The sequence below is a fragment of the Aeromonas media genome, from assembly GCF_000819985.1.
Lineage (GTDB): Bacteria > Pseudomonadota > Gammaproteobacteria > Enterobacterales > Aeromonadaceae > Aeromonas > Aeromonas media.
The window spans coordinates 1-8,779 of record NZ_CDBZ01000142.1 but is presented as its reverse complement, the minus strand read 5'-3'; the positions used below and the strand labels follow the sequence as shown (position 1 = coordinate 8,779).

Genomic DNA, 8,779 nt, shown 5'->3' with positions numbered 1-8,779 from the left:
CCGTGGAACCACCTGATCCCATGCCGAACTCAGAAGTGAAACGCGGTAGCGCCGATGGTAGTGTGGCATTCGCCATGCGAGAGTAGGACACTGCCAGGCACCCAATACAAGAAACCCCGCTCACTCGAGCGGGGTTTTTTATTGCCTGACATTCTGTGCTTCAGCACCGATTTACTGACTGCTCAGAGGATGCTCAGGTCATCTGCCTCAAAATAAATGACCCGCTCTTTACCCACCGGCTTACCTTTCGACTCTTCTACTCTCTTCGCCAACCCTGATAGCCCCTGGCTATGCCTCCTGCCTATGTTCACTATTGCCGTAACGGGGGAGTGACAAGGCGGGCTGGATCCATAGACTGTGAGTTTCATCGGCAAGGGAGCTGTGTATGTTGGGGATCCACGATCTGGCGTTGTTTATCGTATCCAGCCTGCTGTTGAACATGATGCCGGGACCGGACTCCCTGCTCATCATGCTGCGCAGTGGCTCGCAAGGCTGGCGAGCGGGCTCGGTGGCCGCACTGGGCATAGGAACGGGTACCATGGTGCATGTGCTGGCAGCAGCGCTGGGGCTGTCTGCGCTGCTGAGTGCCTCCGCCGAGCTGTTCGCCATCATCAAGCTGATGGGGGCGCTCTATCTGGTCTATCTGGGGGTTTCCCTGCTCAGGCAAGGCGTAAGCTCACCTGTTGCGAGCGAGCCTGCGGTATTGCAGCCAGCGCTCTCCTATGGCCGGATCTTTCGGCAGGGCCTGCTGACCAATTTGCTCAATCCCAAGGTAGCGCTTTTCTTCCTAGCCTTTGTGCCCCAGTTCATCGCTCCCGATGCGCCGCAGAAGGCGCTGGCCTTCATCGTGCTGGGCTGCATCTTCAACCTCAACGGCATGATCTGGTGCCATCTGCTGGCGTTCTCGACCGCTTATGCGAGTCGCAAGGTGAGACTGCCCGCCCGGGTGGGAACCTGGCTCAACCGTTTGATGGGGGGCCTTTTCGTCGGGCTTGGTATCAAGTTGGCCACGGAGTAATACCCAAACGTAGAAAGTCGACCATAGAAAAAGGCGTATCCCATCGCTGGGATACGCCTTTATCTGCACTGCAGCAGAATGACTGAAATCAGTTCATGCCGTATTATCACACTGCGTGTCTAATGCTGTTTGGTTATGTCTATAGGTTGCATCTATATTGTTGATTTATATCGTCTAAATTTCCATGGTTGTCTAAAGTCATCTTAGGGGATATAAGACAAGTGTGGGTTCAAGTGTGGGTTCAAAATGGCAATCTCAGATTCAAAACTCAAAGCAATGCTGCGTGGTCACGATGATGATACGCCCAGAAAGGTTGCGGACAGGGATGGGCTATCTGTTCTGTGGAGGAATAGCGGAAAAGTCAGCTTCGTGTACCGTTATCGAATTGTAGGCAAGGCAAAAAACCTGACTCTGGGATCCTATACCGGCCAAGAGGGGGGGCTGTCGCTTTCCGAGGCAAGGAAAAAGGCGGCGCAATGTCGAGCTTGGTTGGAAGAGGGCAATGATCCCGCCTTGATGACTAGGATCGGGAAAGATGAAAGGCTTAAGCCTGTCACGGTTAAAGATGCACTCGAGTATTGGCTCTGTCATCACGCCGATAAGAAAAGGTCGAACAGTGAGAAGCATCGCCAGCAATTTGCTAAGTGGGTCTATCCCCGTATCGGAGATCTTCCTTTGTCAGATTGTGATACTCGTCACTGGTTGAGCGTCTTTGACGAATACTCGAAGGTAGCACCTGTGGCTAGTGGGTATTGTTTCCAAAACTGTAAGCATGCTCTGAAGTTTTGCCGTGTCAGACAGTTTGCAGTGAGTAATGCATTGGATGACTTGACCGTCGCTGATGTTGGGCAAAAAGCAAGTAAGCGAGATAGGGTTCTGACGCTAGAAGAACTGCGAACACTATGGGATTGGGCTGAGAAGCTAGGTCCATATTGCTACTACGGAAATTTGGCCAAGATTCTATTGTCGTTCGGTGCAAGAACTCAAGAAGCTCGGCTATCAGCACCCGAAGAATGGAATCTAGCCGAAGGTACATGGACAGTACCTGCGTCTAACTCAAAAACAGGTAATAAAATCGTGAGACCAATACCTGATTTTATTCGGCCGACGATAGACGCCTTGCTGAAAGCAGCCGCCGCACAGTCATCCCCATACTTGCTAGGGGAACTCAAGCGACCAGAAGCGGTAAGTCAGTGGGGAAGGGGGATTTGGAAGCGGCTCGGGCATAGCGCCCCTTGGACATGGCACGATCTGCGAAGGAGCTTGGCGACCCGCCTAAACGAGGCTGGGATTGCCCCTCATGTCGTGGAACAAATTTTAGGCCATGCTCTACCTGGTGTAATGGCTCACTATGTTCATACGGTTCGGTTACCGGAGCAAAAAATGGCTCTGGAGTTGTGGGGAGGGATTTTGAAACCATCAGAAAAACCGGCAGACAATAATATTGTGCATCTACAAGTGGGATAGGGGAGTACAGCAGCTCTTTTCTTAAATTCGATTTTTAGACTGTGCCTATGGAGGTTACATCGAGTGTACCCTCCATTTTTACCCAGCCTGTACAGCCATGCTGGCCATGTTAGCCGCAGTTACAGAGCTGGAGCCTGTAAAAAACAGAAAGGCCACACTCTATCGGCATGGCCTTATCTATTTAGACGAGGAACTCATCCAGCTGACGACCTTGTTCGAGTTGTTCAGCCAAGAACTTGGGTGTGCGGCCCTGACCGGTCCAGGTATGCTCCACCCCATTCTTGACGTAACGGTATTTCGGAGGACGAGGGGCTCGTTTAGCTTTTTTGTCGATTGCAGCAAGTAGTTCAGCTGGATCAATTCCAGCCTTGTCCATCAGCGTTTGGAACTTAGCCAGCTTTTGCTCGTGTGCTGTCGGCTTAGTTTTACCCTGTTGCGTCGAGTTGAGAACCCACCCTTTTTGTGCTCCTTTACCAAAGGTGCGAATTTTTTTGCCACTTGATAGTGTAGTATCTGCATACGCAAGTACATCTTGAATAAACAAGTCGTGAATATCATTAAGCATTTTTTGTTGATTCGTAGCCGTTTGAAGGTTAATGCGGCTTCGTGTACCTCGATACGAAAACACATCTCCATTTTTAACCTTTTCCCGCCACATCTCACCGATTGACTCCATGATATTAAAATGTTTGCTCCAGTTCTCTTTTAAAAATAAAATCACATGCAGGTAATATCCCCTGACAGAGCAGTAATCCATCTTCCATATATAACCATCAATATATTTCATTATGGGGTTCTTAGCACCATTTCTAAACACTGCATTTCTGCCGGCACGTAGCGTCATTAGCCTGTAGTCATTTACCTGAGAGGGGGTTTTCAATCTCAATTCCAACGCCTTTTCAAACTCAACATCATACTCATCATCAAACTTGAAATTGAACCCTAGGCAAAATCGTATGGCATGAGTACTGCCACTTTTCATGATGGTATTGGCATGTTCCATCACTGAAGCCACGTTTTCTTGCACATTGAACAGCCTTTTACTGGTTGCTTTTTTATAGGCTGGCTGATTGAATATCAAATTGAATCGATTAACGAAGGCGGTAATCAAATCCATCGAAAAGTAACGTTCAAAATCGCCTTTATTTGTTATGTCTATTTTGTTTGCATTAACGGTATTGATGAAAAGCGACACTGCAGGATGCACATTGAGGTGTTGCAAAAAATCATCATGTCCTAAAATGGCGCTCACATTCATTTTCAACAAACGCCTTATTCTCTCCTTTATGTTTCTTTTTTGTACCTTGGTGAATATGCGCCGTTGATTTACATTTTCTATCTGCACGTTACTTTGAATATCTGAATTCAAATCTTCCAAGCTGTTGTATGTCTCGAGTCGGCGACCGATCCGAGGGGGGGTGTGAAAGTTAAACTCTCTGATATATGAGATAAAATGCAGAATCTTATATATGCAAAGGAAGGTATCAAAGTCATCTGTCAGAATTTTTTTGTTACTGTACACCGAGTCAGACGATTTATTTTCCGCAATAAAAATATCTATCTCGGCATTTTTACCTGCACTTAATCCTTTCTCACCTAATCCCTCTCGTGAAAATGCACCATGTATGTTTGTCCTTGTTCGCTTAGCTGCGACGACCCACGCATCATTGCAATCATATATTGCATACGGTCTCGCTATATTGGTTGCGATTTTTTCTTCATTCTTTTTTTTGGAGGTTATTCTGCGCGATGGTTTTAAGTGCGCTTCGGGCGGTACCACTTTATCCTCATTAGATAAGTGGCTGGTGGAAGATAATTCACTTGATGCAATTTTGGCATCGTCGCTCTCGATTTCTCTAACTACAACTCTTCTTTGGCTTTTTACTATGTCTCCAATTTCGCGAGCCAACTTACTTTTTACTTTTTTAGCCATATCATCTTCACCGTAATTCTAAACAGACAATGTCAAATCACTTAAAGTGCAGAGTAGCGCATTATCTTAAGGTAAGTTGCGTTTGTTTTTCATTATTGCAATTCAAGTCACAAATCAGGCCTAGAGGTATCTTTTGATATAATGTGGTTGCAGTTGGCTGGCCGTGTAGACCCTTTATTTCCCAACGTCCATATCGCAAAACGGCCCTCATAAACCCACTAAAAACCCACGGATGTGGTACGTAAAAAATTTCTTACATGCCCCTAGCTGACCTTAAATGGTGGATTCAGACCTCCATACAATGCAAATGAGGGGCTGGTTGCTAACGTAATGCCTTCATTGTGCTCTCACCCGCTCGAGTTAATCATGTGTTTTTTAACGGGCCCGCTCTTCTGATGAAACAACCCACTACATCATCAGGAGTACACACCATGAACAACACCATCAAAGTCCTGCGCATCAAAGACCTCATCAACAAGATTGGCATGGCCAGGTCTACTATCTATGACTGGCTTAATCCCAAGTCTCCTCGTTATGACGAAACATTCCCCAAACCCTTCAAGATAGGTCAGGCCTCTATTGGTTGGTTTGAGCACGATGTTGATAGCTGGCTTATTCGTAAAAGCCAGTCTTGAATGCATTTTTTCCATCCCTAGTGAGCTCCATAACTTCCAGCGTTATAAATCATACCTTGATAGGCTCATGGGTTAGGGAAATAGCCATGCCTTCTTATATATGTTTTTGGCGTTTTCGTAGGTAAGGCATGCGTATCACGTTTAGGTATATTTATTATTTGATATCACTACCATTCATTAAACATTACTTCTATTCAATACTATTCCTACGCTATGTACAGCCACCCATAAACAACCAATAACCATTACCACTATCGCGTACCATTACACCACTCCCATGTGGTGGTCATGCTACCACCAGCATAGTTAGCCAATACCACTCCACTAATCGCCCCTATATGCGCGTGTGTCTATCACACAGCGTAGGGTTACTCCTGCCTAAGCGAGGCCATCATGTTTAATTCAATTAAGCTATTAGATATCCTTACACTTACCGATAAGCTCCAGCATATGACATTCCCGATTGTCAGGGCTGTTTATTCAGCCCCAGGTAAGTCATACATCACTTGCGTTGACCGTAGGCTATCAACCAAACTCTTTAATGTATTGGATACTGTGTGTGATTATTTTTATTGTCATGAGGAGGTATCGTCAGCGCATCCAACGGTATCGCTATTCCTAACGCATATGCGAGAGGTTTATGGATTGCATCTCATCCATGAGCGATATCTCGATAGTGATGTCGGTGACGAATTAGCCAGGGGTATCAATAACGCGCTGTATGCGTTTCTAAGAGAGTTCAAGAGTAAGGCGCACCGTAAGTGCCTCAAGAACCTTGAACGCGTTGAGAGCCGCAATCAGCGCAGTATAGCGACGTATGTTAATAGCCTATTCGACCAGCATGCCAAGCTATTAGTCATCCGATTGGATATCGGCTATCACGAAGACTACTACGACCAGCTCACGTTAGACCTCGTGACGGAAGATCGGAATTGTTACCTTCGTCGAGTACAGAACAAATATCCCGCTCTGTTAGGCTATATCTGGAAACTGGCTAATAACATCATGTCGATCAGCCAATAACATCATGCCGATCACCGTTTTTCTGCCCGCGTTTATAGCGTCTTTCTTTTACTCCGCCTGATCGGCTTCGGTCAAGTTGGCACCCTGTTTTCGCATCGATTCTCCCGTTAAGGTCACGCGCACTGCTCTGTGGATCAATCGGTCCAGGATTGCCTCGGCGAATGTTGCCTCTCCGATCATTCCGTACCACTTCTCCACCGGCAATTGGCTCGCCACTATCGTTGAGACTTTGCCGTAGCGGGTATCGATGATCTCCAGCAGGTTGCTGCGTTCGCTCGCGTCCAGCATCTCCATGCCCCAGTCATCCAGGATCAACATTCCTATGTGACTTACTTGCTCCAGCAGTTTCGGATAGCTGCCATCCGCTTGTGCCAGTCGCATCTCTTCGAGCAGGGTTTTCAGCCGGTAATACCGCACGCCCACTCCTTGCCGGATAAAGTAACGACCCAGAGCACACGCCAGGTAACTCTTGCCACAGCCTGCCGCGCCCGTCAGCAGCAGATTTTGTTGATGACTCAGCCAGTGTCCTTCCAGCAGTTGGCGGATCTGCGCTTGGCTCACGCCTCGACCCGCCCGATAGTCGAGCTGCTCCACCTGTCCGGCGAGCCGGAACCGGGCTTGCTTCTCCAAACGGTTGGTTTTCCTCTGCTCCCGTTGCACCAGCTCATGGCTCAGTAACAGTTGCAGCCGCTCTTCAAAACCCATATCCAGGTACAGCATGCTCTGGGCCTGCTGCTGGTTCAGGGCCTGTTTCATACCGCTCAAGTGCAGGCGGCTTAGTTGTTCATTGAGGTGTAATTGCATGGGCTTCTCCTGAGCTGTGGGGGTTAGTGGAAGTAGTGCTCGCCATGGACATTGTCATGACGGATGTCTTGCAGCGGATCCTGTCGCTTGCTGGCGATGGGTTGTTGCTCGAGGCCGTTCTTGAGCATGCTGCGGATGTTGTGCAGCCGGTTGGCGCCGGTCAGGTAACCCCGGAGGCAGGCCGCTTCCAGCCGCTCCTTGCCATAGGTTTTGCTCTGCCCCAGCAAGGCCAGACAAGGTCGCACCGCTTGCGCCGGGTGTGCCACATTCCGGATAAAACCATCCACCCAATGCGTGGTGTAGGGTCCGATGGATACCGCCCAGCCGAGCAGACGCTCGGGCGACCATTCCAGCAGCGCCTGGTGATGCGCGGGCATATGGGCAGGCAGGCTGCTGTGCTGACCTTTGCGATGACTCCGCGGGTGCTCGGCCACGACCTTGCCGGCGTGGTACAGCGTGACGGTATGTTCGGCCAGATGAGCCTCCAGCCGCTTGCCCTGCAAGGCATGGGGCACGGAGTAATAGTGCTTTTCCAGATCGACGTGGTAGTCCTTACCAACCAGTACCAACATCACTTTGGTGTAGTGATAGGGATAATCCGGCAGCGGCTTGAGCGCCGGAGCATCGAGCTCGGCAAACTGTGAGGCACGGCAGCCAGGAAGCTTCTGGAAGGGTTTCTGGTTGAGCCGGGTCAGCAGTTCACCCATCCGCTGATTGAGCTGGGCCAGGCTATGGAAGGTTTCATGACGCAGCACCGCCAGGATCCAGCGGGTGACGATCTGCACGCCCACCTCTGCCTTGGACTTATCCTTCGGCTTGCGGGGCCGCGCGGGCATGATCGCCGTACCGAAATGGGCCGCCAGCATCTGGTAGGTGGGGTTGAGATCCGGATCGGTATTGCGCGCCACGCTGACGGCACTCTTCAGGCAATCGGGTACCACCAATTGCGGCACACCGCCAAAGAACTCGAAAGCGCGCTTGTGGCTCATGACCCAGTCCTCGAGCTGCTGGGAGCGGGTGGCCTCGGCAAAGGTGTAGTTGGAAGCACCCAGCACGGCGACAAAGATCTGGGCCCGGTAAAGGATTTCGCCGGTGTGCGGATCGACAATCGGCATGGTCTGGCCGCAGTAGTCGACAAAGAGTTTTTCGCCCGCAATATGGGTCTGCCGCATCGAGGGTTGCAGCAGGGCCGCCCACTCTTTATAGAGCCGACAGAAGTGGTTGTAGCTGTAGTGGGAGCCAGAATGGCGCTCGGCGTACTCCTGCCATAGCAGCTCGAGGGTCACGCCTTTTTGACCTGTTTTTTTGAGCTCCTGATGCAGCAAGGCCCAGTTGGGCGTGGGTTTGTGCTGAGTGTTATGGACGGCGCGTGTGTTGAGGAAAGCGCGCGCCAGGGAGACATCATCCCAGGACTCAGACAGGGGCCAGGTCAGGATGCCCAGTTGAGCAGCGCGGTTGAGGTAATAGGATACGGTGCTGGGTGAGATATGCAGGCTGAGGGCGATCTGCCGATGAGCCAATTGAGCCTGATATTTCAGACGAAGAATTTCTTTGAGTTTTCTCACAGTGATAGGCCTCGCAGACATGCACGTTCCTCTGTTGGAGCAGATGGGAAAGTGCGGGTTTAACGAAGCGGGGAGAAAAAGTCACCAATAACATGGATGCCGATCATGGTTTCCCATCGAGGGTAAAAAGTGATCGGCTTGGGATGTTATTGAGTGATCGGCATGAATGTTATTGAGCGATCGCCATGCGTGGGAATATGCAACTGCATATTCCGGCCGATCATGAACACCAATTCCGATTCAACGTGAACACCATTTCCGGACCAATGTGAACGCTCATTCCGGTTCAACCTGAACACTTCGCCCCTCCTTTCCGGAAACAGTGTTCAACATC

Annotated in this window: 6 protein-coding genes and 1 rRNA gene; 4 read left to right on the top strand and 3 right to left on the bottom strand. The window is 49.8% G+C overall.

The window, feature by feature from the left end; genetic code table 11:
* From rrf to BN1127_RS21505, 3 genes are all read left to right on the top strand, one after another.
* Positions 1–99, top strand: a 5S ribosomal RNA gene (gene rrf / locus BN1127_RS12480); the annotation flags it as partial.
* 286 nt (positions 100–385) lie between these two features.
* Complete coding sequence (locus BN1127_RS12475; protein ID WP_042649676.1) at positions 386–1,018, top strand: LysE family translocator; 633 nt, start codon at positions 386–388, stop codon at positions 1,016–1,018.
* Between the two features lie 246 nt (positions 1,019–1,264).
* Positions 1,265–2,485 (top strand): tyrosine-type recombinase/integrase, encoded by a 1,221-nt coding sequence (locus tag BN1127_RS21505; protein ID WP_082030084.1) that lies wholly within the window; start codon positions 1,265–1,267, stop codon positions 2,483–2,485.
* A gap of 181 nt (positions 2,486–2,666) precedes the next feature.
* Here BN1127_RS21505 and BN1127_RS22795 read toward each other — a convergent pair whose 3' ends face one another.
* Positions 2,667–4,418: an H-NS histone family protein gene (locus BN1127_RS22795; protein WP_231557481.1), complete on the bottom strand. Its 1,752-nt coding sequence runs from the start codon at positions 4,416–4,418 to the stop codon at positions 2,667–2,669.
* Between the two features lie 431 nt (positions 4,419–4,849).
* Between BN1127_RS22795 and BN1127_RS12465 the strand changes: the two genes are divergently transcribed.
* On the top strand, positions 4,850–5,053 hold the full coding sequence (locus BN1127_RS12465; protein WP_042649675.1) for a helix-turn-helix transcriptional regulator: 204 nt from the start codon (positions 4,850–4,852) through the stop codon (positions 5,051–5,053).
* A gap of 1,071 nt (positions 5,054–6,124) precedes the next feature.
* On the opposite strand, the gene istB is transcribed toward BN1127_RS12465, so the two are convergent.
* Together istB and istA are read right to left on the bottom strand one after the other, a co-directional pair.
* Positions 6,125–6,880, bottom strand: a complete 756-nt coding sequence (gene istB, locus BN1127_RS12455; protein WP_021141277.1) for an IS21-like element ISAs28 family helper ATPase IstB — start codon at positions 6,878–6,880, stop codon at positions 6,125–6,127.
* Between the two features lie 23 nt (positions 6,881–6,903).
* Entirely contained in the window at positions 6,904–8,466 is a 1,563-nt protein-coding gene (gene istA, locus BN1127_RS12450) for an IS21-like element ISAs28 family transposase (RefSeq protein WP_041206012.1), read from the bottom strand.
* Positions 8,467–8,779 lie beyond the last annotated feature (313 nt).

What these genes read in the sequence shown, in the direction of transcription:
- istB (WP_021141277.1), bottom strand. Translation starts at nt 6,880, where the DNA reads ATGCAATTACACCTCAATGAACAACTAAGCCGCCTGCACTTGAGCGGT.
- BN1127_RS12465 (WP_042649675.1), top strand. Translation starts at nt 4,850, where the DNA reads ATGAACAACACCATCAAAGTCCTGCGCATCAAAGACCTCATCAACAAG.
- BN1127_RS22795 (WP_231557481.1), bottom strand. Translation starts at nt 4,418, where the DNA reads ATGGCTAAAAAAGTAAAAAGTAAGTTGGCTCGCGAAATTGGAGACATA.
- BN1127_RS21505 (WP_082030084.1), top strand. Translation starts at nt 1,265, where the DNA reads ATGGCAATCTCAGATTCAAAACTCAAAGCAATGCTGCGTGGTCACGAT.
- istA (WP_041206012.1), bottom strand. Translation starts at nt 8,466, where the DNA reads ATGTCTGCGAGGCCTATCACTGTGAGAAAACTCAAAGAAATTCTTCGT.
- BN1127_RS12475 (WP_042649676.1), top strand. Translation starts at nt 386, where the DNA reads ATGTTGGGGATCCACGATCTGGCGTTGTTTATCGTATCCAGCCTGCTG.